The organism is Massiliimalia timonensis (assembly GCF_900186585.1).
Taxonomy (GTDB): Bacteria; Bacillota; Clostridia; order Oscillospirales; family Ruminococcaceae; genus Massiliimalia; species Massiliimalia timonensis.
On sequence record NZ_FYDD01000004.1, the window covers coordinates 160,056 to 182,462 of the forward strand.

23 protein-coding genes are annotated in these 22,407 nt (G+C 41.7%); 9 read left to right on the top strand and 14 right to left on the bottom strand.

All coding sequences use genetic code 11. The features are described 5' to 3' along the window. Nucleotides 1–28: 28 nt before the first annotated feature. A complete protein-coding gene (locus CIB36_RS08485) occupies nt 29–286 on the bottom strand; it encodes a pro-sigmaK processing inhibitor BofA family protein (protein ID WP_154825409.1) in 258 nt (85 codons plus the stop codon). A 137-nt stretch (nt 287–423) separates the two neighbouring features. Between CIB36_RS08485 and CIB36_RS13310 the strand changes: the two genes are divergently transcribed. Beyond that, on the top strand, nt 424–585 hold the full coding sequence (locus CIB36_RS13310) for a hypothetical protein (protein WP_158662640.1): 162 nt from the start codon (nt 424–426) through the stop codon (nt 583–585). A 39-nt stretch (nt 586–624) separates the two neighbouring features. Here CIB36_RS13310 and CIB36_RS13165 read toward each other — a convergent pair whose 3' ends face one another. The 13 genes from CIB36_RS13165 to rpmH all read right to left on the bottom strand — a co-directional run bounded on the left by CIB36_RS13165 (nt 625) and on the right by rpmH (nt 11,871). Beyond that, nucleotides 625–747 (bottom strand): HAD hydrolase family protein, encoded by a 123-nt coding sequence (locus CIB36_RS13165; protein ID WP_158662641.1) that lies wholly within the window; start codon nt 745–747, stop codon nt 625–627. A 79-nt stretch (nt 748–826) separates the two neighbouring features. Further along, nucleotides 827–2,107, bottom strand: coding sequence for a serine--tRNA ligase (serS, locus tag CIB36_RS08490; protein WP_093989148.1), 1,281 nt, complete (start codon nt 2,105–2,107; stop codon nt 827–829). 31 nt (nt 2,108–2,138) lie between these two features. Continuing rightward, a complete protein-coding gene (locus CIB36_RS08495; protein ID WP_093989149.1) occupies nt 2,139–3,002 on the bottom strand; it encodes a ParB/RepB/Spo0J family partition protein in 864 nt (287 codons plus the stop codon). 11 nt (nt 3,003–3,013) lie between these two features. After that, nucleotides 3,014–3,787 carry a ParA family protein gene (locus CIB36_RS08500; RefSeq protein ID WP_093989150.1) on the bottom strand — a complete coding sequence of 258 codons (774 nt, stop codon included), beginning with the start codon at nt 3,785–3,787 and terminating at the stop codon, nt 3,014–3,016. A gap of 157 nt (nt 3,788–3,944) precedes the next feature. Next, nucleotides 3,945–4,751: a ParB/RepB/Spo0J family partition protein gene (locus CIB36_RS08505; protein WP_093989151.1), complete on the bottom strand. Its 807-nt coding sequence runs from the start codon at nt 4,749–4,751 to the stop codon at nt 3,945–3,947. 124 nt (nt 4,752–4,875) lie between these two features. Continuing rightward, nucleotides 4,876–5,589, bottom strand: coding sequence for a 16S rRNA (guanine(527)-N(7))-methyltransferase RsmG (rsmG, locus tag CIB36_RS08510; RefSeq protein ID WP_093989152.1), 714 nt, complete (start codon nt 5,587–5,589; stop codon nt 4,876–4,878). Continuing rightward, nucleotides 5,582–7,486: a tRNA uridine-5-carboxymethylaminomethyl(34) synthesis enzyme MnmG gene (mnmG, locus tag CIB36_RS08515; protein WP_093989153.1), complete on the bottom strand. Its 1,905-nt coding sequence runs from the start codon at nt 7,484–7,486 to the stop codon at nt 5,582–5,584. Before mnmG ends, rsmG begins: the two co-directional genes overlap by 8 nt. A gap of 15 nt (nt 7,487–7,501) precedes the next feature. Beyond that, on the bottom strand, nt 7,502–8,872 hold the full coding sequence (mnmE, locus tag CIB36_RS08520; RefSeq protein ID WP_093989154.1) for a tRNA uridine-5-carboxymethylaminomethyl(34) synthesis GTPase MnmE: 1,371 nt from the start codon (nt 8,870–8,872) through the stop codon (nt 7,502–7,504). Nucleotides 8,873–8,970: 98 nt separating this feature from the next. Continuing rightward, nucleotides 8,971–9,813: an RNA-binding cell elongation regulator Jag/EloR gene (gene jag / locus CIB36_RS08525; RefSeq protein WP_093989155.1), complete on the bottom strand. Its 843-nt coding sequence runs from the start codon at nt 9,811–9,813 to the stop codon at nt 8,971–8,973. Between the two features lie 15 nt (nt 9,814–9,828). After that, nucleotides 9,829–10,914: a YidC/Oxa1 family membrane protein insertase gene (locus CIB36_RS08530; RefSeq protein ID WP_093989156.1), complete on the bottom strand. Its 1,086-nt coding sequence runs from the start codon at nt 10,912–10,914 to the stop codon at nt 9,829–9,831. Nucleotides 10,915–10,954: 40 nt separating this feature from the next. Next, a complete protein-coding gene (yidD, locus tag CIB36_RS08535; protein ID WP_093989157.1) occupies nt 10,955–11,209 on the bottom strand; it encodes a membrane protein insertion efficiency factor YidD in 255 nt (84 codons plus the stop codon). A gap of 2 nt (nt 11,210–11,211) precedes the next feature. Then, nucleotides 11,212–11,589, bottom strand: coding sequence for a ribonuclease P protein component (gene rnpA, locus CIB36_RS08540; protein ID WP_093989158.1), 378 nt, complete (start codon nt 11,587–11,589; stop codon nt 11,212–11,214). 147 nt (nt 11,590–11,736) lie between these two features. Beyond that, a complete protein-coding gene (rpmH, locus tag CIB36_RS08545) occupies nt 11,737–11,871 on the bottom strand; it encodes a 50S ribosomal protein L34 (protein WP_093989159.1) in 135 nt (44 codons plus the stop codon). Nucleotides 11,872–12,484: 613 nt separating this feature from the next. On the opposite strand from rpmH, the gene dnaA reads away from it, so the two are divergent. The 8 genes from dnaA to gyrA all read left to right on the top strand — a co-directional run bounded on the left by dnaA (nt 12,485) and on the right by gyrA (nt 22,390). Beyond that, nucleotides 12,485–13,891, top strand: coding sequence for a chromosomal replication initiator protein DnaA (gene dnaA / locus CIB36_RS08550; RefSeq protein WP_093989160.1), 1,407 nt, complete (start codon nt 12,485–12,487; stop codon nt 13,889–13,891). A gap of 443 nt (nt 13,892–14,334) precedes the next feature. Further along, nucleotides 14,335–15,459, top strand: coding sequence for a DNA polymerase III subunit beta (gene dnaN / locus CIB36_RS08560; protein ID WP_093989162.1), 1,125 nt, complete (start codon nt 14,335–14,337; stop codon nt 15,457–15,459). An 18-nt stretch (nt 15,460–15,477) separates the two neighbouring features. Further along, a complete protein-coding gene (locus CIB36_RS08565; RefSeq protein WP_093989163.1) occupies nt 15,478–15,693 on the top strand; it encodes an RNA-binding S4 domain-containing protein in 216 nt (71 codons plus the stop codon). Nucleotides 15,694–15,709: 16 nt separating this feature from the next. Next, nucleotides 15,710–16,870 (top strand): DNA replication/repair protein RecF, encoded by a 1,161-nt coding sequence (gene recF / locus CIB36_RS08570; RefSeq protein WP_158662642.1) that lies wholly within the window; start codon nt 15,710–15,712, stop codon nt 16,868–16,870. Further along, the gene (gene remB, locus CIB36_RS08575; protein WP_093989165.1) at nt 16,848–17,096 is read left to right on the top strand and encodes an extracellular matrix regulator RemB; all 249 of its coding nucleotides are present in this window, start codon (nt 16,848–16,850) and stop codon (nt 17,094–17,096) included. Before recF ends, remB begins: the two co-directional genes overlap by 23 nt. A gap of 38 nt (nt 17,097–17,134) precedes the next feature. Next, nucleotides 17,135–19,063: a DNA topoisomerase (ATP-hydrolyzing) subunit B gene (gene gyrB / locus CIB36_RS08580; protein ID WP_093989166.1), complete on the top strand. Its 1,929-nt coding sequence runs from the start codon at nt 17,135–17,137 to the stop codon at nt 19,061–19,063. A 12-nt stretch (nt 19,064–19,075) separates the two neighbouring features. Then, entirely contained in the window at nt 19,076–19,741 is a 666-nt protein-coding gene (locus CIB36_RS08585; protein WP_093989167.1) for a YcxB family protein, read from the top strand. Between the two features lie 39 nt (nt 19,742–19,780). Beyond that, nucleotides 19,781–22,390 carry a DNA gyrase subunit A gene (gyrA, locus tag CIB36_RS08590; RefSeq protein ID WP_267872661.1) on the top strand — a complete coding sequence of 870 codons (2,610 nt, stop codon included), beginning with the start codon at nt 19,781–19,783 and terminating at the stop codon, nt 22,388–22,390. Nucleotides 22,391–22,407 lie beyond the last annotated feature (17 nt).

The following is a 22,407-nucleotide window of genomic DNA, read 5'->3' on the forward strand; positions in this document are numbered from 1 at the left end:
TTACCACATCCTACTAAGAAACGCAATATCAGAACAGGATAGAATCGATCATCATAAAAATAACGCCGGGAATTCCAAACGCCATGGAAAATAGGATCGTAAAGTAATTGATGGCTAAGGAAAGACCGCTCATCTCTAATAAATAATGCAGAGGAATTAAAACCGCTACTCCGCTTCCCATTCCAATTAGGCCGCTCGTCCATTTATGAGCTCTTGTTCGATAATACATAATATTGATAATAATAAATATTATACAAATAGTATATAATAAATTTTGTATATTCATCAAATTCCCTCTTTCCCAATTACTCTCACCTATACTTATGTGCTGAGTTCGGGAAATATGTCCACAGTAATTTAGGAATATTTTTTTCAAAACCACATATTCTATCAATAGATTTTTTGCGTAAAGGAGTGGAATCAATGACAGCTTACACCTCTATTGAAGAAAAATACTGTATTTCTGCCGGGAAAAATGTTGCGATTGAAGTAACGCATCAACAAGATGGTTCTGTAAAGCGATGTTGTTTAAGCCATGCCTGTAAGAACAGCGCTTCCCCCTGCCGTTTAGAATTTCACAGCTAAAAATGGAATAGGCTTTCTAAATAATTTGATATGACCGTGCTATGCATAAACAAACTGTCTTCCCCCAACCAAATGGTTAATTATTTGGTTCGTTTTCTTCGATTTTTTTTGATCATCGCGAAGGAGCGTCCCGTCAAGGTCGGACACATATAATGTACTCATTTTATTCCTCCTTGGCTTTCATTATAACATTTATCAATAGAAAACCCTGAGAAAAATTTCTCAGGGTTTTCTGGTTTCATTACCGAATCGCTTCTTTTCCACCCATGTACATCTGCAGTGCTTCTGGGATCGCAACCGATCCATCCGCCTGCAAATTATTTTCCAAAAATGCGATCAGCATTCTCGGCGGTGCGACGACCGTATTATTCAGGGTGTGTGCAAAATAATTTCCTTTTTCCTTATTCTTGACCCGGATCCCCAAACGGCGCGCCTGTGCATCTCCTAAATTAGAGCAGCTTCCCACCTCAAAATATTTTTTCTGTCTTGGGGACCATGCTTCTACATCAATGCTCTTTACCTTCAAATCAGCCAGATCGCCGGAGCAGCACTCTAACGTTCTTACCGGAATATCTAATGTGCGGAAAAAATCAACGGTATTCTGGTACAGCTTTGTAAACCAGTCTGCGCTTTCCTCCGGCTTGCAAACTACGATCATTTCCTGCTTTTCAAATTGGTGGATCCGGTATACACCTCTTTCTTCGATCCCGTGCGCCCCTACTTCTTTCCGGAAGCAGGGAGAATAGCTGGTCAGGCATTTTGGCAGGCTATCCTCTTCCAAAGTTGTGTCTATAAATTTTCCAATCATGGAATGTTCACTGGTGCCGATCAGATATAGGTCCTCCCCTTCGATCTTGTACATCATATTTTCCATTTCTGAAAAACTCATCACTCCGTTTACCACGTTGCTACGGATCATAAATGGCGGGATATAGTAGGTAAAGCCCCGGTCAATCATAAAATCACGCGCATAGGATAGGATCGCAGAATGAAGCCGCGCAATATCTCCGCATAGGTAGTAAAAGCCGTTTCCGCTGGTTTTTCTCGCACTGTCTAAATCAATACCGTTCAGCCGTTCCATAATATCGACATGGTAAGGCACTTCATAATCCGGCACAACAGGCTCTCCAAAGCGTTCCACTTCCACATTTTCACTGTCGTCTTTTCCAATTGGAACCGACGGGTCAATGATATTTGGGATCACCATCATCCGTTTTTTTACTTCTTCCGCCAACACTTCCTCTTTTTGCTCCAGTTCAGAAAGCTCTGCGGCCATATCGGTGACCTGTTTTTTCACCTGTTCCGCTTCTTCTTTCTTACCTTGCGCCATCAGTCCACCAATTTGGCGGCTAATCGTATTTCTTTGGCTTCTCAGATAGTCACAGCGTGTTTTCGCATCCCGGAACTGCTGGTCTAGATCGATCACTTCATCAACAAGCGGCAATTTTTCATCCTGAAATTTCTTTTTGATGTTTTCCTTTACGATCTCCGGATTTGTTCTTACAAATTTAATGTCTAACATTCTTTCTTTCCCCTTTATCCTGTTTACTCTATTATTGATTTTCCCCGGTCAGCTTTTGGGCAATTTCTTTCAGATCGGTTTCATCATAAAATTCAATTACCAACTTTGATTTTTTTCTGCCCTTTTCAATGGCGATCTTCCGTCCCAACGCGGTTGTCAGCGCCAGTTGCATTTCAGAAAAATACTTATCCTTTGCTACAAAATCTGCCGGTTTTTCTTCCTTTTGTTTTTCGCTGCTTTTTTTCACCAGTTTTTCAACTGCCCGTACATTTAATCCCTCGTCTGCCACTCTTTTTGCAAGTGATACCATCTGTTCGGGTTCTTCTAACGATAAGATCGCCCTGGCATGTCCGGAGGACAGCGAGCCGTCCCGTACCATGTCCAGCACCTCCTCAGGAAGATTTAACAGCCTTAAGGAATTTGCGATTGCCGGGCGTGATTTCCCCACGCTTTTGGACACAGCATCCTGCGTAAAATCATATTTTTCCATCAGTTCCTGGTATCCCAGCGCTTCTTCTACAGGGTTTAAATCCTCCCGCTGTAAATTTTCGATCAGTGCGATCTCCATTGTTTCCGTATCCGTAAGCTCTTTGATTACGGCGGGAACTTCATTCAGCCCTGCCATCCGGCTGGCACGGTAACGCCTTTCCCCCGCAACGATCTGATACCCTCCGGCGGTCAGCGGCCGCAGTACCAGCGGCTGTATGATTCCGTGCTCCCGAATAGAATCCGCAAGCTGTTCCAGTGCCGTTTGGTCGAAATCCCGTCTGGGCTGATTTTTATTTGGCTCGATCTCACTGATTTTTATCAGTTCTACCCCGCTTGCGGAAACAGCTGTATTGTTATCCTCAAATAAGGCTTCCAAGCCTTTTCCTAAGCCTTTTTTTCTTGCCATCTTGCCCTCCGTTATCCTCTGTTTCTATTTTGTTTTATCATTTCATGCGCCAAATCTAAATATGCCTTTGTCCCTTTCGAGCCTTTGTCATAGTAAATGACCGGCTGGCCAAAGCTTGGCGCCTCTGATAACCGCACATTGCGCGGTATCACTGTTTTATATACTTTCTTTTGAAAAAACTTTTTCACTTCGTCCAATACTTGGATCGTCAGGTTTAGACGTCCGTCATACATTGTCAAAAGGACCCCTTCCACATCAATGGTCGGGTTATACATTTTTTTGACCTGCCGTATCGTAGCCATCAGCTGGGATAGCCCCTCCAAAGCATAGTACTCACACTGGATCGGAATCAAAACCGTATCACAAACAGTCAGTGCATTGAGCGTGATCAGCCCAAGAGATGGCGGACAGTCTATAATAATAAAATCAAAGTCTTCTTTAACCCCTACCAATGCCTTTTTCATAATATTGATACGGTCCGGGATCTCCACCAGCTCGATCTCCGCACCGGCAAGCTCCATATTCGCAGGAATCAGACTGAGCCGGTCAAATTTTGTGGCAATCATTACTTCACTTGCCTTTTTTCCGCCAATAATCATATCGTAGGAGGAAAGCTCCACATCCCGTTTGCTGAATCCCAATCCGCTAGTGGCATTTCCCTGTGGGTCAATGTCCACCAACAGCGTTTTTTTCTTCAGCTTTCCCAATGCAGCCGCAATATTTACAGCGGAGGTCGTTTTTCCGACTCCGCCTTTTTGATTTGCAATCGCAATGATTTTTCCCATAACACAGTCCTTTTAAACGTATTTTCTTTTTTTATATTGTTGATTATTTTTATTATATCACAATTATTCTTCTTTTTAAACCTTTTCTTGATAAAATGTTTCACGTGAAACATAATAAAAAAAGAGCGGAGAAATTCCGCTCTTTTTAATAAAAAAATTATACCACTTTTTTTCGCTTTGGGATTTTGATCACATACTCTATGTAAGAATCTTCGTCAATTTTTTTAGCAGTTGCCGGAATCCCCGCAGATTTCATCACCGTGATCGCTTTATTGATTGTATTGATAAACAGCCGCACATCTTTTATGATTGGAATATATTTTTTGTGGTGTTTTACCTCATTCATATTTTCAATATATTTTTCCGTCTGCGCAACATTCCATTCATTTTCCGCTGCCTGATAAATCGTTTCTAAACGCTTTTGCGGATCTGCGACCTTTAAAAGCGCCCTGGCATGCCGCTCTGTCAAATGGTAACGGATGATCAACTCCTGTTCCTCTTCTGACAACCTTAATATTCGCAGCCTATTCGCTACCGTGGATTGAGCAATCCCAAGCTTTACTGCGGCTTCTTCCTGTGTGATATTCCATTCATGAATCAAATTCTTAAGCGCAGACGCCTGTTCAAACATATTTAAGTCTTCCCGGTGAAGGTTTTCGATCATGGATAGAATCGCCGACTCGCGTTCTGATTTTTCTATCACTATACTTTCAATCTTTTCTTTTCCAAGCATTCTGCAAGCACGCAGTCTTCGTTCCCCCGAAATCAATTCATAATAACCCTTATAACTTTTCCGAACTGTAATTGGCTGTAACAGCCCATTTTCCCGGATACTATCTGCTAAGATTGTCAGCTGCTGCTGATCAAAAACGGTTCTTGGCTGGGCAGGATTTGTCCTGATCTCTCCGATATCCAATAAAACGACCCGGTTCACAACCTTGTCCTTTTTTAACGTCAACTGCATTTTCTATTCCTCCTTATTCAGGAAATATTTCCTGAATTAAGAATAACATAGAAACAAGGAAATTTCCAGTATTTTCCATTTTCAAAAAATTCTGGAATTTTACATTTATTTACATATTTTACTATTATTGAATAGGTGCTTTCTTCATTTTTGCTGTGTTTCTAGGGAATTTTGTCGGAGTTTGCGATATTTTTTCTATGATTACAATGGCTCGTTTATTTTCATCCGGTAATTCGTATTTTTTAATTTCCCTAATACGTCCACCCATACATACGATCGCTTTCTCAGCTTCCTTTAACTCCTTTTCTATTTCATAGCCTTTCAAGGAAGCGAAAACGCCGCCGACCTTGACAAATGGCAGACAATATTCACTTAATTCCCGAAGATGTGCAACAGCCCGGGCTGTTGCAATATCAAATTGTTCCCGGAAATCCGGTTTTTTCCCAAATTCCTCTGCACGGGCATGCACACATACTGTGTCTTGTTCCAGTCTTCCCGCCACTTCTTCCAAAAATAGAATACGTTTATTAAGGCTATCCAATAAGGTAAGGGATAAGTCATCCCTCAGAATCTTACAGGGTACCGAGGGAAACCCCGCTCCAGTACCCACATCGATCATCGTACTTCTCTGTTTCACCTCTACAGCCTTTAACAGCAAAACACTGTCTAAAAAATGCTTGATGCAGATGTCCGTTGGTTCTACGATCGAGGTCAGGTTTATTTTTTCATTCCAGGATACCAAAAGCGCCGCATATTGGTCAAACTTTGCAAGCATTTCCTCTGTAAGGGAAAACCCCTCATCCTCCAGCAGATTCTTTAAATATAATTTATCAATCATCTTTGTTTTCTTCCTTTTTCATATATTTCTGCTGCTCCAGCCAAATAAGCAGGACAGAAACATCTGCCGGGCTTACCCCAGAAATACGAGAGGCCTGACCGATATTCAAAGGGCGCACCTTCTTCAGCTTTTCAACCGCCTCCAGCCGCAGTCCAGAAATCTGGTCATACTTTATCTCTTCGGAAAGGGCTTTCCCCTCCAGCTTCCGCATCTCTTCCACCTGAGCCAGCTGTTTTTTGATGTATCCCTCATATTTGATCTCAATTTCCACCTGTTCCCGCACTTCCCGGGAAAGGTCCGGCCGTTCCGGATCAAACGGAGCCAAATCGTCATATTTTATCTGCGGCCGGCGAATCAATTCTGTTTCACGCTGTCCGGTTTTCATTGGTGATGTTTCACGTGAAACAAGAAGCTGGTTCAATTCATCAGAGGGAGAGATCGTTGTTTTCTGTAAGCGCTTTAATTCCTCTTCTATCTGCTGTACCTTTTCACAGAACATCTGATAGCGTTCCTCAGAGATCAAGCCCAGTTGATACCCTAACGGTGTTAATCGTTTATCTGCATTATCCTGACGGAGAACCAGTCGGTATTCGCTTCGTGAGGTCATCATCCGGTAAGGATCAGAACACCCCTTCACCACAATATCGTCGATCAAAGTACCAATATAGGAGCTGGCTCGGTCCAGAACAAACGGCTCTTTTCCCAATACGGACAACGCCGCATTGATTCCGGCGACCAACCCTTGTGCGGCTGCCTCTTCATAACCGGAGGTCCCGTTAAACTGGCCTGCCCCGTATAATCCTTTCACTGCCTTGAATTCCAAGGTCGGCAGCAACTCCTGCGGGTCACAGCAATCATATTCGATCGCATAGGCATTTCTCATGACTTCTACATGCTCTAGCCCTTGAATGGTGCGTAAAAAGGCGAGCTGGACATCCTCCGGCAAAGAGGAGCTCATTCCCTGCAAATACATTTCTTCGGTATCCAGCCCCATTGGTTCCACAAACAGTTGATGCCGTTCCTTATCCGCAAACCGGACGATCTTATCCTCAATACTGGGACAATAGCGTGGGCCTACACCTTTAATTTGTCCTTTCCCGCTATATAAAGGGGAACGGTGCAGGTTCTGCCGAATCACTTCATGAGTTTTTTCATTTGTATAGGCAATGTGGCAGAGCACTTGATTTTTCAATTCACCCTTCGTCGTAAAGGAAAACGGGGTGATCGGTTCATCCCCAGCCTGTTCTTCCATTTTAGAAAAATCAATACTCCTGCGGTGGACGCGTGACGGCGTTCCTGTCTTAAAACGCCGGATCGTGATTCCCTTCTCTGCCAAACGTTCCGTCAGACCAACAGAAGGAAGCATATTATCCGGCCCACTGGAATAGGACACATCTCCAACATGGATCAATCCATTCTGATAAGTCCCGCTGCACACGATTGCTGCTTTTACCTGATAGATCGCCCCCAACTTTGTAACAACCTCTGTCAGCTTCCCTTCCTTTACCGTAACGTCTACGATTTCAGCCTGATGGATCTGTAAATTCTCCTGAGCCTCCAAGGCTTTCTTCATATAAGTATGATATGCCTGCCGATCAGACTGTACCCGCAGGCTGTGTACTGCTGGTCCCTTTCCCTGATTCAGCATTCGGCTTTGCAGAAACGTAGCATCCGCCGCTTTCCCCATTTCTCCGCCAAGGGCGTCGATCTCCCGGACTAAATGACCTTTTGCTGTTCCTCCGATCGACGGATTACAAGGCATATTTGCAATCCCATCAAGGCTTAAGGTAAAAATAACTGTTTTCACACCTAGCCTTGCGGCAGCCAACGCCGCTTCACAGCCGGCATGTCCGGCACCAATCACAGCGACATCATAATCGCCAATATAATAACTCAAATGAGGTTCCCCCTTTTATTTGCCGACACAGAAATTATGGAATACTTGATCCACGACCTTTTCTGTTACTCGTTCCCCTGTCAATTCTAGTAATGCTTCGATAGCCTGATCGATCGAAACAGTTACCGCGTCTAACGTCATACCAAATTCCATTGCCTGCACAGCTTCTTTTAAAGCCTGCTGGGTGCGAAGTGCACAGGACCGCTGGCGTTCATTGGCGATCATACCGTCTGATAAATCAATTTGGTGAAATTCCAATACAGTTTCAATTGCGTCGATCAATCGCTGTAAACTGAACGGATCTTTTCGATCGGTATATACTATTTGTTTAAAATTATCATTTATATACGATAAGTCTATTTTTTGAGTTAAATCCGTTTTATTAACAACAGCCAGCGTCGGGGTATTGCAGGCTATCACTTCCTGGATGATTTTCCGGTCATCCTCGTTCAATTCCTCTGAATAATCAAATACCGCAAGCACAAAACCGGCGTTCCTGATACGTTTTAAGGATAACTCCACCCCTTTTTGTTCCACAAAATCATCAGTTTCCCGGATCCCGGCAGTGTCAGCCAGCCGCAGTATCACATTTCCAAGATTTACGGTTTCTTCGATCACATCCCGAGTCGTACCGGCAATATCTGTTACAATACTCTTTTCACAGCCCGACAAAAGATTCATTAGCGTTGATTTCCCCACATTTGTTTTTCCTACGATCGCTGTTTCGATTCCTTCCCGGAGCATTTTTCCTGTATCAAAGGTATCCAATAAATGGTTCATCTGTTTTTCACAGTCTTGTAAGGTTTTTAGCAGTGTTTCTTCCCGAATTTCTTCAATTTCCTCCTCTGGATAATCTACCCAAGCGGCAAGATGACCAGCAGTATTTAAAAGAGTGGTTTTCATTGCTTCAATTTTTTGATAAAGCGCCCCATCCATCTGCGCCCGGGAAGAGCGCATAGCCTGTTCACTTTTAGAATTGATCAGATCCATAATAGATTCTGCCTGTGTTAAACTCAGCTTCCCGTTCAAAAAGGCACGTTTACTGAACTCACCCGGCCCGGCAAGCCTTGCGCCCTTTTCTATCACTAGACGCAATACTCTTTTTGTAATATAGATCCCGCCATGACAGGAGATTTCTACAACATCTTCCCCTGTATAACTTTTTGGCGCACGGTAAATTAAGGCCATCCCGTCGTCTATCGCACCCTGTTCATCAAACACGACGCCGTAAGATGCAGAATAACCTTCTAGCTCCTGCAAGGAATCACAACGGGAAGGATGGAAAATTCGGTCCGCTATCTTGATCGCCTCATCCCCAGAGATCCGAATCATTGAAACCCCGCCCAGCGCGAGGGGCGTCGCAATTGCCGCAATCGTATTTGACATAGATAATCCCTTTTCTTTCTTCCATTGATAACTTCGAATAAATCCATAAAAACGTGCCTGAAAATCAGACACGTTTTTCGGTTATTATAAAATTTGATCTACAGTTCAATCTTAGAATATAATTTTGCTTTCTGTTCCGCTTCAGAACGTTCCGCTTTCAAGATCTCTTCCATGGTCTTTTCCGGTTTCCGTTTCTGATAACTGCTTCTTCCACGGTTTCCCCCGCCGCTGTAATTACTCCGTTTCTTGCTGGTGGAGATCACAACGACCCGGCGGTTTGGCTCTTCCCCTTTTGATTTAGAGGTAACGCCTTCAATATCTGTCAATACTGCGTGAATGATCCTTCTTTCATAAGGATTCATTGGTTCTAAGGTCTGGCTTCTTCCCGTACGCTTTACTTTTACACTGATCTTCTTTGCAAGCTCTTTTAAAGCTTCTTCCCTTTTTTCACGGTAATTTCCGCAATCTAAAGTAACACGGAAATAGCTTCCCTCTACACGGTTGCAGACCAAGGAGGTCAAATACTGTAAAGAATCCAACGTTTCGCCGTGCCTGCCAATCAAAATACCCAAATTTTCGCCCACTAATGTTAAGACCGCACTGTCTTCTTTCATTTCCTGTTCAATCGTAACATCAAGCCCCATTTTTGATAAAACTTCGGTCAAATAAGCAACTGCGGCAGCAACCTTCGCTTCCCTGTTATCCTTATTTGCAGGAGCCTGTTTATCCTCTTGGATAACAGCAGCTTTTGTTTCTGCGGCAGAAACATTTTTTACAGTCACCTTTACCTGAGCTTCGGTTTTAATGATCCCAAACAAAGATTTTTTTGGCTGCTGCAAAATTTGCACATCACAATTATCTTTTGAAACACCCAACTGTTCACAAGCTTTTTCCACTGCTTCTTCAATTGTTTTTGCTGATGTAATTACTTCGTTCATCATTGTTACGACCTCCCTTTATTCGTCGTATTCGTCACCGTATTTTTCTGCCATCCGTTTTCTTGCTAAAGCAAGTTTCTGGCTTGCGCTCATTTCGTCCTCTGTTGTTGTTTCTTCTGCTTTCTTTGTCTTTTCCGGCGGAAGTCCAGCCCGTCTGCGCTGTTCTTCTCTTGCTGCTTCCATTGCCTGCTGATATTTTGATTTTGGTTTTTTCTTCTTTGCAGCCTGTTCCTTTTCAACAAGGGCTTTCATTTTTTCCGGAGAATAAACTTTATAAAGAATCGCATTGGTAATGATCATACATACGTTACCAACAGTCCAGTATAAACCTAACCCGATTGGGAAACTAAAAGCGATCCATGTAGAGAAAATAGGCATGATAATCATCATACCTTTCATAGCGCCCATTCCCTGTTGCTGTCCCATAGTTTTTTTCTGGTTGTGTAAGGTCATTAAGGACATTGCTAACGATGTGATACCAGATAACAGCGGAATAATGATCGTTGCGTTAAGCCCCCATGTTGGAATGACCCCCAGATTAAGACCTAAGAAAGAAAAATCAAAATTTTGGATCTGCTGAATTAAATCCGCACTGAAGATAGAATTGAACATATCTGTCGAAACCTCAACCCCTTTTTGAGAAATCGGGTTTCCCTGGATAATATTCATAATATCCAGTTCCGTCATAGAAGACGCTTTATAATTTAACTTTGTCAGCATTTCAGTTGCTTTGGTAATCAAATCGTTAGAAACGCCTAACAAATGCTTCAGCGGCTTATATACAACGTCGATCATACCAAACAAGACAACCATGTTGATAATCAGCGGAAGACAGCTTCCCATTGGATTATAGCCCTCTTCTTCATACAGCTTCATGGTTTCTTCCTGCAAACGCTGTTTGTCATTTTTATATTGCTTTTGTAGTTTTTGGATCTTCGGCTGGAATATCTGCATTTTTGCTGTTCCCTTTTGCTGTTTTACACTGAGTGGGAACATCAACATCCGAACCAAAACCGTGAAGATGATGAGGGTGAATCCATAATTGTGAATGAACTCATAAATGAATCGCATGATCCATCCAAGCGGGGTACCAAGAAATCCCATGTCAAACCTCCAAAATTAAATTTTTATAAAAACAGGATTTTTATTCAGGCTTTTCATGATTATTTTTACGAGACAATCGAAATTTTTTCGGCACATAATCGATTCCACCTACATTCCATGGGTTGCATCGGCACACTCTCCAAACTGCCAAAATCAACCCCTTTACCGCGCCGTGGCGTTTGAAAGCTTCTATGGCATACTGGGAACAGGTGGGATAAAACCGGCAGCAAGGCGGCTTTAAAACCGAAAGGAATTTTTGATAAAACCGAACGAATAAAACAAAAATCCGTTTCATATCTAAGAATCTTTCCTGTTGCGGCGCTGATCAAAGCCTGCGTTTTGGTTAAGTAAAAAACAAAGCTGTTTTTTCATCACTTTTTGAAGCTCTGTCGATTTTATAAACGGTGTTTTCTCTCTGGCCACAAATACAATATTATATCCAGTCTGAAAAGGGATCTCTTCCCGGCAATTTAAGTATGCCGCCCGGATTACCCTTCTTGCACGGTTTCTTAAATGTGCCTTCCCGATTTTTTTCCCTGTGGTAATTCCGATCCGGTTTACTGTTCCCCTATTTTTGATCAAATAGGTGACAAGATAAGGATGCGCTTTAAATTTCCCTTGAAAATAAGCTCTTTTAAACTCTTTATTTAGCTTAATACTGACTAGATTTTTCATGTATAATGATTCTCTGTTACATAAAAATTGACCACAACAAACAAACCGGCTTGTCCGGTTTCTCTGAAGGTGGCCGTATAAGTGGTTATGAATGAAAAAAATAAAGTTCAGACCACATTTAAAAAACGTGGTCTGATTAAAAACAAATTAGTAGGTCAAGTGTTTTCTGCCTTTTGCGCGTCTTCTAGCCAAAACTTTTCTTCCGTTAGAAGTTGCCATTCTTTTTCTGAAGCCGTGTTCTTTTTTTCTATGGATTTTTTTCGGCTGATAAGTTCTTTTCATCTTTTTTCCTCCTCTCAGCAGAGAAAATAAACATTTTCTAGTTTCTTCAGCTTGCCAATTATACATATCGTATTATTCATAATAAATAATACCTTAATAACCGGTCAAAACCCTGCAATTTAGTATTATATCCTATTTTAAAGGCATTTGTCAATCTTTTTTTCAAAAAATCAGCTTCAAATTTTTATGATCTTTCTGTTATCATAGCTAAATCCTACTTTTTTCCATTTTCCTCCCACGCTGTTTATCAAAAACAAATGCAGTTTCATTTATATTTCCAATATATTCCAAAAGCAAAAAAATAAAGATTTTTCTCTCATCTTTCTTCCTTATATAATAGATTCTTATACAAGCAAAATTTTTATGCTGTAAAAAGAAACTCTTTTTCGTGTAAAACGCCTATTTCTGGTATTTTCGCTTGAAAAACCCACGAAATTTTGGTATAATTTATTCTTAGGTAAATACGTTTTCTAGAACTTTAAATCAATCTAAATGAAAGGTTCTATCACAATTATTTGTTATATCATATCTTTCATTTTTTTATTTGTCAACCTTTTTCCACATTATTTTTACTAGTTTTTCACTTATTATCAACACAGGAGGTTTTTTAAACATGGAGTCATTTTCTGAGGTGTTGAATCTCGTTAAAAATAGTTTAAAATCCGAAATCAGTGATGTTGCTTTTCAATGCTGGATCAGCCCGATTGAAGCGATCAAATTGGAGGGAAGCAACGCACACATCTGTGTTGCGAATCCCTTTCATAAGGATATTTTGAATAACCAGTATAAAAACAAGCTGGAAAAGGGTTTTACTGAAATTTTAGGCTTTCCAGTAAACCTAGTGATCCAGACCAATGAAGAGATCCAGCAAAATATTGACCAACAGGACATCCCAAAAACGATCCTTCCCGAAGAAAATAACGATGCAGAGTTAGAAGGCTACAATAAGGCGCTGGACTTTATGGAAACACAGCAAAATAAACTGAATGAGACCTTAAAAAACGGCAATTATGATTATACCTTTGATACCTTTATCGTAGGAAGCTCCAATAATTTCGCTTATGCGGCCTGTAAAGCAGTTGCACAAAAGAATTCCGCTGCCTATAATCCTTTGTTTATTCATGGACCTTCCGGCCTTGGAAAAACGCATCTGCTTTATGCGATCAAGCATGAATTCGCTAAAAATAATCCCAATGCTAATATCATTTATGTCAGCAGCGAAACCTTTACCAACGAATTGATCAATGCCATCCAAAAACAGACAATCGGTGAATTCCGCAATAAATACCGGAAAGCGGATATTCTGTTGATCGACGATATTCAGTTTATCGCAGGAAAAGAAAGTACTCAGGAAGAATTTTTCCACACCTTTAATGAACTTCATCAGGTAGGCAAACAGATCGTTTTGACCTCCGACCGGCCGCCGAAGGATATCAAAACCCTGGAAGACCGCTTAAAAAACCGGTTTGAATGGGGGCTTTTAACAGATATCGGCCTTCCGGATTTTGAAACCCGGATCGCGATTATCAAACGGAAAGCAGATCTTTTAAACATCAATATTCCCGACGATGTCGCGCAGTTTATCGCCAGCAAGCTGAAAAATAATATCCGCCAGTTGGAAGGCGCCGTGAAAAAGATCAAGGCATATAAATATTATGCGGGTTCCAATCCTTCGTTAAGCGTGGCGCAAACAGTCATTAAAGAAATTTTAAACGATAACCAGCCCGCCCCTGTTACGGTAGAAAAGATCATTGAAGAGGTCGCTAAAACTTATTCCGTTACTCCAGAGGATATTCGCTCTAACAAAAGGACTGCTCCCCTACCGATCGCCCGTCAGGTATCTATCTATGTAGTACGGGAAATAACTCAAATGACGCAGGCCGCTATCGGCGATGAATTCGGTGGAAGAGACCACGCCACGATCGTTTATTCGATTCAAAAGGTACAGAAAATTATTGAAAAGGATGCGCATACCAAAGCGATCGTTGACGATATTATTAAAAATATTCGGGATAAATAATTTTTCTACTCTCTGTTGAAAAGTCTGTTGATAATGTTGAAAAACGAACATTTTTTCTTCCTTTATTCTTTTTTTAAAAAAATATTTCCACGAAATATCAAAAATACCTTTTTCACAATCTTAACAAGATCAAATATCAAAAATTTTCTATCCCTCATTTTTACACAAATTTATTTACTTTTCTTCTACAATAAACTGACATTTCTCAACTATTTCCACAGCAAATAAAGTTTTCCCAATTCTTCCAACGCGCTTTCTTCACCGATTCAACCATAAAAAACAGGGACAAACCTCGATGACAGCTTGTTTTTTTAGACTTTTCACCTTTTCCACGCCCCTTATTACTATTACTAATTCATTTATTATTATATTTATATTATAAATAATGATAATAAATAAGATCATTTGTTTTATATATCATATCCAAAAGAAAGGGTTTTATCATGAAATTTACCTGTGACAAAAATTTATTATGTGAAACCATCAATAATGTTTCTCTCGCTGTCGCGTCAAAATCAAGTATCATCTCTTTAGAAGGGATTTTGATGCACTGTGAAAATAATCAATTGACTTTGACCGGGTTTAATTTGGAACTTGGTATTATTAAAACGATTCCGGTTCACGCTGAGGAAAATGGTGAAATCGTTTTAACTGCAAACCTTCTTTCCAATATTGTCAATAAAATGCCTTCCGGACAAATTTCTTTTGATTCTAATGAAAAGCTGTTAACCGTGATCCGCTGCAACGACGTTGAATTTACGATTTTAGGCTTATCTTCCGATGATTATCCTGAAATCCCAGTAATCAATGATGACAAGAGTTTTTCTGTGACTCAGGAAATGTTTCAAAGCTTAGTAGGGCAAACATTATTTGCCGTTTCGTTAAACGACCAAAATCCAATTTATACCGGAAGTTTATTTGATGTGAGTGATCGCTGCCTTTCTGTTGTTTCGATGGACCGCTGCCGTTTGGCGATCCGGAAAGAACAGCTTGAACTTTCTTCGGACGAGGAATTCCATTTTATTGTACCGGGCAAAACCCTTTCCGAGATCATGAAGCTGCTTGCAAAGCTTTCGAATGATGAAGAATCAGAAGAAGAACCAGTGATCTCTATGCGGGTTTCCAACCGGCATATCATTTTTGAAGTGTCCGGCTATAGTATCATCTCCCGTTTATTAGAAGGGGAATTTTTAAATTATAAGAGCGCTATCCCAAATGGAGTTAAAACAAAATTGACGGTGAATACCCGTGATTTTATGAACAGCATCAACCGTGCTTCCATTATTATTAACGACCGTACGCCAAGCCCGATCCGCTGTGAAATTTCAGAAAATCTAGTCCGCTTAAATTGTGAATCTACTTTGGGAAAAGTTCAGGATTCTTTTGAAGCAAAAATGGACGGAACTGAGATGAAGATAGGCTTTAATAATAAATTTATGTATGATGCGTTGCGTGCCAGCGAATCAGATACCGTTTTAATTGAGATCAGCGGGCCGGAACTGCCAATGAAGGTAATGCCGATGGATGGAGACAGTTTCCTGTTTTTGGTGATGCCGATCCGGTTGTAATGAGGAGTATAAATTGATATGATCAAAAAAGAAATTCCCATTAAAACGGAGTTTATTAAATTGGATCAGTTTTTAAAATTCGTTGGAATTGCAGAAACTGGCGGCCATTCAAAAGAGATCATTGCTGAAGGCGTTGTTTTTGTTAACAGCGAGCAATGCTTTCAGCGTGGAAAAAAGCTGCGGCCTGAGGATGTCGTTGTGATAGACGATTATGAACTCAAGATCGTGGGCTGATACAGGAGTTGTTTTTTTGGTTTTAAAAAAACTGACGCTCAAAAATTACCGGAATCTTCTTTCCGCTCAGATAGAGCCATGCGGGAATGTTAATATTATTTATGGGGACAACGCGCAGGGAAAAACAAATTTGATCGAAGCGATCTGGTTGTTTACTGGTAACAATAGCTTTCGGGCCGGAAAGACTAGCGAACTGATTCATTTTGAGCAGCAGGCAGCAGAGCTTTCGATTTTATTTGAGGATTCTGAGCGCGAGCAGCAGGCAAAAATCAAATTGGGAACAAAAAAGGAATACTTTTTGAATCAGGTCCCGCTAAAAAAGGCTTCTGAGATGACTGGGAATTTTTATGCGGTGATTTTTTCCCCAGTTGATTTAAGCCTTGCGGATGGCTCTCCAAAAAACCGCAGAAAGTTTTTAGATGCTGCAATTAGTCAGTTAACGCCGCAGTACAGCGGCTATTTGGAGCAATATGAACGGGTCTTGGAACAGAGAAATGCTTTATTAAAAGACCTGTATCGGTTCCCCGCCCTGCGCGATACCATTGATATTTGGGATTTGCAGTTGGCAAAGCTGGGAACGATTTTATCTATTTATCGGAATGATTATGTGAAAAAGCTTTCTAAGCTTTCCGAAAAAATTTATTTTGGTTTATCTTCAGAATCAGAAAAGTTTTCCATGTGTTATCGCTCTTCTGTTTTTGATCAGATAGAAACAGTCGATCATTATGAGGACTGTCATATACAAGCTTATTTTGAGCTTCTGCAAAAAAATTTAGAACAGGATACAAAATACGGCTTTACTTCTGTTGGGATACATCGGGATGATTTGGAATTGATGATCGATCATCTTCCAGTTCGTTCCTATGGCTCCAGGGGGCAGATCCGTAGCAGTGTCCTTGCGTTAAAATTAGGAGAAGCAGAATTATTAAAAAGGGTCACTGGTGAAAATCCAATTATGTTGTTAGACGATGTGATGAGTGAATTGGACAACAAACGTCAGGATTATATTTTAAATCACGTCAAGGATAAACAGGTGTTTATCACCTGCTGTGATATGTTTAATACCATTTCTCTTCAGGAGGGAAAGGTATTTCATGTGGAGAATGGTTCGATCCTTTCGGAGCGTTCTCATGGTTTGGCAGAGGAGGATCGCAATGTATCTGCATTTAGGCAATGATACGGTAGTTCAGATGAAACATGTGATCGGGATCTTTGATATTGAAAATGCATCCCTTTCTAAACATACAAAACAGTTTCTTAGCAGGTCTACCAAAAACGATGAAGTATTCAACGTTTCCTATGAAATGCCAAAATCATTCATTGTATGTCAGGAAGAAGAAAGATCAACCGTTTATGTTTCACAAATTTCCCCGCAAACCTTATTAAAACGTTCTAAAAAATAAAGGTTTCGATGGTTTTGTAAAGAAAGGTTCGTACTATTATGGAGAAAAATATGCAGGAATATGGTGCAGATCAAATACAGGTATTGGAGGGATTGGAAGCAGTCCGGAAACGTCCGGGGATGTATATCGGTTCCACTGGCCCGCGTGGGTTGCATCATCTGGTTTATGAGATCGTAGATAATGCGATCGACGAAGCATTAGCAGGATATTGTTCCGAAATTAAAGTGGAATTGCTGGAGGGAGACCTGATTCGCGTTACGGATAACGGGCGCGGTATCCCGACAGGGATCCATCCAAAAGAAGGGATCTCTGCGGCAACCGTTGTTTATACGATCCTTCATGCCGGCGGGAAATTCGGCGGCGGCGGATATAAGGTTGCCGGAGGACTGCATGGAGTAGGCGCTTCTGTTGTCAATGCGTTAAGCTCGTGGCTGGAACTGCGGATCTTTGATGGGGAGCAGGAATTTTTCCAGCGGTTTGAACGGGGACATTATGACGAACAGTTAAAGGTAGTCGGTCCAACTACAAGAACTGGGACAGAAGTTACTTTTAAAGCAGATGATGAAATTTTTGAGACCACAGTTTATGAATATGATATTCTATTAAAACGGCTTCGGGAACAGGCATTTTTGAATGCGGGAGTACGGATCGTGCTGATCGATTCGCGGGATCCGGAAAATGTAGTGCAAAAGGAGTTGCATTACGAAGGCGGTATCAAAAGCTTTGTGGAGCATATCCATCGTTCCAAGCAGCTGGAAGTAGTTCATCCTGATGTAATTTATCTGAAAAAGGAGGTCGGAGATGCAGTAGCTGAGATCGCCATGCAGTATAATGACAGCTACAATGAAGTGATCCTGTCCTTTGCGAATAATATCCATACTGTGGACGGCGGTACCCATGAGATCGGTTTTAAAAATGCGTTGACCCGTGTATTCAATGATTATGGAAAACGTTATAACCTGTTAAAGGATTCTGACCCGAAATTATCCGGCGACGACGTTCGGGAAGGTTTGACTGCTATTATTTCCGTTAAGCTGACAAACTGTGAGTTTGAGGGGCAGACCAAGGGTAAATTGGGAAATCCGGAAGCAAGGCCGTTGGTAGACGGGTTGATTTCTGAAAAGCTGATGACCTATTTTGAAGAAAATCCAGCGGTTATCAAAGCGATTTTTGATAAAGCAGTAAATGCACAAAGAGCAAGAGAAGCAGCCAGAAAAGCCAGAGAGCTGACCCGAAGAAAAACAGTGCTGGGAAGCGCTTCCCTGCCGGGTAAGCTGGCGGACTGTTCAGAACGGGATAATCAGTACACTGAAATTTATATCGTTGAGGGTGATTCTGCGGGAGGTTCTGCAAAATCCGGCCGTGACAGAAGATTTCAGGCGATTCTTCCGCTTTGGGGTAAGATGCTCAACGTAGAAAAAGCCCGGCTTGATAAGGTTTATGGCAATGAAAAACTGATGCCGGTGGTAACTGCTCTGGGTACCGGGATCGGCGATGAATTTGATATTTCCAAGCTGCGGTATGGAAAAGTTATTATTATGGCCGATGCTGACGTTGACGGTTCTCATATTAGAACTTTATTGTTAACGTTCTTTTTCCGCTTTATGCGTCCGTTAATTGAAGAGGGGCATGTTTATTTGGCACAGCCGCCGCTTTATAAATTGAGCCGCGGTAAACAGGTACGGTATGCGTATGAGGACCCGGAACGGGATATGTATATCCGGGAACTGGCCGGCGAAAACAATGCAAAAGTAGATATTCAGCGTTATAAAGGTCTTGGTGAAATGGATCCGGAACAGCTTTGGGAAACCACGATGGATCCGGAAAACCGGATCATGAAAAAGGTGGAGATGGAAGATGCTGTATCGGCAGATGAAATCTTTACGATCCTGATGGGTGAAAAGGTAGAGCCTAGAAAGATTTTTATAGAGAGCAACGCGAAATATGTTCAGAATCTGGATATTTAGTAGGAGAAGAATATGGTAGAAAACGAAGATCAGATCCCGCAGGAGAAAAGCCAGCCGATCAAAGATCAGGGTCTGGTAACAGATGCATACTCTGAAGTTCCGGCTGTTGTTGCCAATCAGGAACAAAAGGAAAGACTGGCAGATGAAACAGGGATTCGTGTGCAATATGGTTTTTATGCGGATGAAATCAAAACGGCGCTGAAAATTTTTCAGCGGGAACTGCTTTATAAAAAATATACGATCTATAGCCTGCTGCTGGGAATTATATTTGTAATTTATCTGGTATCGACGATCAATTCTTCTGGAAGCAAGTTCAATTTGTTTATGACAGTTCTTTCCCTGACTGTGTTGTTATTTATTTGGTATTTTCCATTAAACCATATCCGTCAGGTAGTAAAAACTATTTCCAAAATGGAATATAAAGAAGAATATATACTAACCGTATATGATTCTGCGATTGAAATTGGAGAAAATGAAAACAGCGCGATTTATTTTTATGAAGATGCTCCGATTCGGATTTGGGAAACAGAGGAACTCTTTATTATTGGATATGAGAAGGTAAGGGTTTTTGTTGTTCCAAAACGCTGTTGTAAGGAAAACGCAGAAGAAATATCCAAAAGATTTGAAACTGGTGCAAAGGATAAATATAAACGCATCACAGTAAAAAAATCAAAATAAAACTCCGCTTTTTATCATTGCGGAGAGAGGTGGAACAAAGTGTATAATACAGAAAATTCAAAAGTAATTTCGGTCGATATTGAAAAAGAGATGAAAAAATCCTTTTTGGATTATTCCATGTCTGTCATTGTCAGCCGTGCTCTCCCAGATGTCCGGGATGGATTAAAGCCGGTTCATCGAAGGATCCTTTATACCATGCATGAAAATAATTTAGGGCCTAGTACCGCATACCGTAAATGTGCGGATACGGTTGGTAGTGTTTTGGGGCGTTATCACCCGCATGGTGACGCCTCTGTTTATGACGCGTTGGTCCGTTTGGCACAGGATTTTTCCTTGCGCTATCCTTTGGTAGACGGGCACGGAAACTTTGGTTCGATCGACGGTGACCCGCCGGCTGCTTATCGTTATACCGAAGCGAGAATGAGTAAAATCTCCATGGAGATGTTGACTGACATTGAAAAGGAGACCATTGACTTTACTTCAAACTATGATGACCGTTTAAAAGAGCCAGTCGTTCTCCCCTCTCGTTTTCCAAACCTTTTGGTAAATGGTTCTACTGGAATCGCGGTTGGGATGGCGACCAATATTCCGCCTCACAACCTTGGAGAAGTCATTGACGCGGTTGATTTTATTATGGATAATCCGGATGCGACCGTTGCAGATATTATGGATTATATCAAGGGACCCGATTTCCCTACCGGCGGCATCATCATGGGTTATTCCGGGATTCGCGCGGCATATATGACAGGCCGCGGAAAAGTTACTTTGCGTGCCCGTGCAGAGATTGAAGAAAAGAAAAACGGCAGGTTCCATATTGTAGTAACAGAACTGCCATATATGGTTAATAAGGCGCGGCTGCTTCAAAGCATTGCGAATCTGGTTAAGGATAAAAGGATCGAAGGGATCTCAGACCTGCGGGACGAATCTGACCGCGATGGAATGAGAATGGTGGTAGAGCTCAAGAAAGAAGCGAATCCTCAGGTAGTCTTAAATCAGCTTTATCACTACAGCCAGATGCAAGAAACGGTTGGTATCATTCTTCTTGCTTTGGCTGACGGCCAGCCAAAGGTAATGAATATCAAAGAGATCCTGGATCATTATGTTGCTTTCCAATGTGATGTGATACGTCGCAGAACTGCCTTTGATTTGAGAAAGGCACAGGAACGCGCACATATTTTAAAGGGTTTAACGATAGCACTGGATTTCATTGATACGGTCATCTCCATCATCCGTAATGCGAAAGACCAGCCTGCTGCGAAAAAGGCTTTGATGGAATACTGCTTCAAGCCAGTTGATGAAGTCCATGTAGGAGAAGTGCATTTAGTCGATTATGGAACAGAGGGCCTTTATCTGGACGAAACACAGGCGTCTGCCATTGTCGCAATGCGTTTAGGCCAGTTATCTGGTCTGGAACGGCAGAAAATTGAAGATGAGTTTGCGCAGATCATGGCGCGGATCGAAGAATTAACAGCGATCTTAAACGATCATCAGCTGGTTGTGGAGATCATAAAAAAAGAATTGACTGAGATCAAACGGAAATACGGCGATGAACGCCGCACCGAGATCCAGATGGTCAGTGGTGAAGTGGACATTGAGGACCTGATCCCACAGGAGGACTGCGTTGTTACACTGACCCATTGCGGATATATCAAACGCCTGCCGGTAGATGTGTATAAGACCCAAAAGCGCGGAGGACGAGGAGTATCCGGGATGACCCAGAAAGAAGAGGACTTTGTGGAAGAGCTGTTTATCAGCTCCACCCATGATCATATCCTGTTTATTACCAATAAGGGCCGGATGCACCGTTTAAAATGTTATCAGGTACCGGAAGGAAGCAGGACTTCCAAAGGGACGAATATCGTAAATCTTCTTCAGTTGGAAGATGGGGAGCAAATCGCCTATATGATTCGGGTACATGATTTTGATCCGGATCAATATCTGGTCTTTGTTACGAAAAAGGGATTGATTAAACGTACCGAGCTCAGCGCATATAAAAATGTGCGGAAAAGTGGGTTAAACGCGATTTCCCTGAATGAAGATGATGAGCTTGCCTTTGCAAAACTGACAAATGGAAATCATGAGCTACTGATCGCGACTCATAACGGGATGGCGATCCGTATTAAGGAAACGGATGCCCGGCCAATGTCCAGAACAGCCAAAGGCGTGCGTGCGATCCGTTTGCGTGATGACGACTATGTGGTTGGTCTAGCACGGCTCAGGGAAAACGCAACCGTCATGACAGTGACAGACGAAGGGCAAGGACGCCGCAGTGAGATCAGTGAATACGGCTTACAGCGCCGCGGCGGATATGGAAAGATCAACTATAAAGTGAGTGAGATTAAGGGTCATGTCGCTGGTATTAAGGTAGTAGACGATACCGATGACCTGATCATGATCTCTGATGACGGAGTGATTATCCGTATCCGGGTCAGCGATGTCAATATCATGTCCCGGTATGCTTCCGGAGTTAAGGTAATGAGATTGGCGGAGAACTCCAAATTGGTATCTTTTGCCCGCGCAGAACATGATGACAGCGAAGAAATTTCTCAGGTAGAGCAAACCGGCGATGAGGAAGAGATGTCTGAGGAAGAACTCAAAAAATTAGAACAGGAATTGGAAGAAGAAGAGATTTCAACAGATGATGAATAACTTTGTTGAAAAATAAA

Excerpts from the sequence above, each read along its gene's own strand:
- yidD (WP_093989157.1), bottom strand. The coding sequence starts at position 11,209 with ATGAAACGGATTTTTGTTTTATTCGTTCGGTTTTATCAAAAATTCCTT.
- CIB36_RS08485 (WP_154825409.1), bottom strand. The coding sequence starts at position 286 with ATGAATATACAAAATTTATTATATACTATTTGTATAATATTTATTATT.
- rnpA (WP_093989158.1), bottom strand. The coding sequence starts at position 11,589 with ATGAAAAATCTAGTCAGTATTAAGCTAAATAAAGAGTTTAAAAGAGCT.
- CIB36_RS13310 (WP_158662640.1), top strand. The coding sequence starts at position 424 with ATGACAGCTTACACCTCTATTGAAGAAAAATACTGTATTTCTGCCGGG.
- CIB36_RS08565 (WP_093989163.1), top strand. The coding sequence starts at position 15,478 with ATGATCAAAAAAGAAATTCCCATTAAAACGGAGTTTATTAAATTGGAT.
- rpmH (WP_093989159.1), bottom strand. The coding sequence starts at position 11,871 with ATGAAAAGAACTTATCAGCCGAAAAAAATCCATAGAAAAAAAGAACAC.
- serS (WP_093989148.1), bottom strand. The coding sequence starts at position 2,107 with ATGTTAGACATTAAATTTGTAAGAACAAATCCGGAGATCGTAAAGGAA.
- CIB36_RS08495 (WP_093989149.1), bottom strand. The coding sequence starts at position 3,002 with ATGGCAAGAAAAAAAGGCTTAGGAAAAGGCTTGGAAGCCTTATTTGAG.
- dnaN (WP_093989162.1), top strand. The coding sequence starts at position 14,335 with ATGAAATTTACCTGTGACAAAAATTTATTATGTGAAACCATCAATAAT.
- CIB36_RS08530 (WP_093989156.1), bottom strand. The coding sequence starts at position 10,914 with ATGGGATTTCTTGGTACCCCGCTTGGATGGATCATGCGATTCATTTAT.
- CIB36_RS08505 (WP_093989151.1), bottom strand. The coding sequence starts at position 4,751 with ATGCAGTTGACGTTAAAAAAGGACAAGGTTGTGAACCGGGTCGTTTTA.
- dnaA (WP_093989160.1), top strand. The coding sequence starts at position 12,485 with ATGGAGTCATTTTCTGAGGTGTTGAATCTCGTTAAAAATAGTTTAAAA.
- remB (WP_093989165.1), top strand. The coding sequence starts at position 16,848 with ATGTATCTGCATTTAGGCAATGATACGGTAGTTCAGATGAAACATGTG.
- rsmG (WP_093989152.1), bottom strand. The coding sequence starts at position 5,589 with ATGATTGATAAATTATATTTAAAGAATCTGCTGGAGGATGAGGGGTTT.
- CIB36_RS08585 (WP_093989167.1), top strand. The coding sequence starts at position 19,076 with ATGGTAGAAAACGAAGATCAGATCCCGCAGGAGAAAAGCCAGCCGATC.
- CIB36_RS08500 (WP_093989150.1), bottom strand. The coding sequence starts at position 3,787 with ATGGGAAAAATCATTGCGATTGCAAATCAAAAAGGCGGAGTCGGAAAA.
- CIB36_RS13165 (WP_158662641.1), bottom strand. The coding sequence starts at position 747 with ATGAGTACATTATATGTGTCCGACCTTGACGGGACGCTCCTTCGCGAT.
- mnmE (WP_093989154.1), bottom strand. The coding sequence starts at position 8,872 with ATGTCAAATACGATTGCGGCAATTGCGACGCCCCTCGCGCTGGGCGGG.
- gyrB (WP_093989166.1), top strand. The coding sequence starts at position 17,135 with ATGGAGAAAAATATGCAGGAATATGGTGCAGATCAAATACAGGTATTG.
- jag (WP_093989155.1), bottom strand. The coding sequence starts at position 9,813 with ATGATGAACGAAGTAATTACATCAGCAAAAACAATTGAAGAAGCAGTG.